Here is a 527-nt window from a genome sequence, read left to right as displayed (position 1 = left end):
ATCACTTTCATGTGTTACAAAGTTGCAACAAAATTGGGCTGTGAAATTTGACAAACAAAGCTAAAGTATTTGAGTGTCGTAGATTTATTTGTTGCAGAAAGATAACTTCTTCCCAATCAGACGGAATCAAGGTAGGGTGGCAGTCAATTGAAGAAGTTTGGATTCCAACGTGCCTAAGCGGCGTTAATTCGAACCTAGTGTGGCTCAGTGTTTAGATGACTACACAGGCTTTGAATGACGGGGGAGTGCAACACTTAGAATTCAGATTGGAGAAGTTATGTACCACGTTCACGTTTACTTTCCTTTGCAACAATTGGAAAAAGCACAAGCTCTGAATGAGATCATCCGCCAAGAGCGTCAAGATGTGTTGCGCGTGTATCCATTGGTCGACAGATTAGTCGGCCCGCACAAGATGCCGATGTTTGAAATGCACCTTGAGTCGATCAGTGAAGAGTTTTTGGCTTGGTTAGATACCATTCGTGGGGATTTTTCTGTGCTTATTCACCCGGTCAGCGAACGAGAACTGC

Annotated in this window: 1 protein-coding gene; it reads left to right on the top strand. The window is 43.5% G+C overall.

The annotated features are described in order from the left end of the window. Positions 1-277: 277 nt before the first annotated feature. A partial coding sequence (locus tag R7R78_RS29270; RefSeq protein WP_225474985.1) for a DOPA 4,5-dioxygenase family protein occupies positions 278-527 on the top strand: 250 nt, incomplete at its 3' end.

It is taken from the genome of Vibrio sp. 2134-1 (assembly GCF_033339495.1).
Note: the sequence above shows the minus strand (reverse complement) of the source record. Positions and strands in the feature narration are given on the sequence as shown.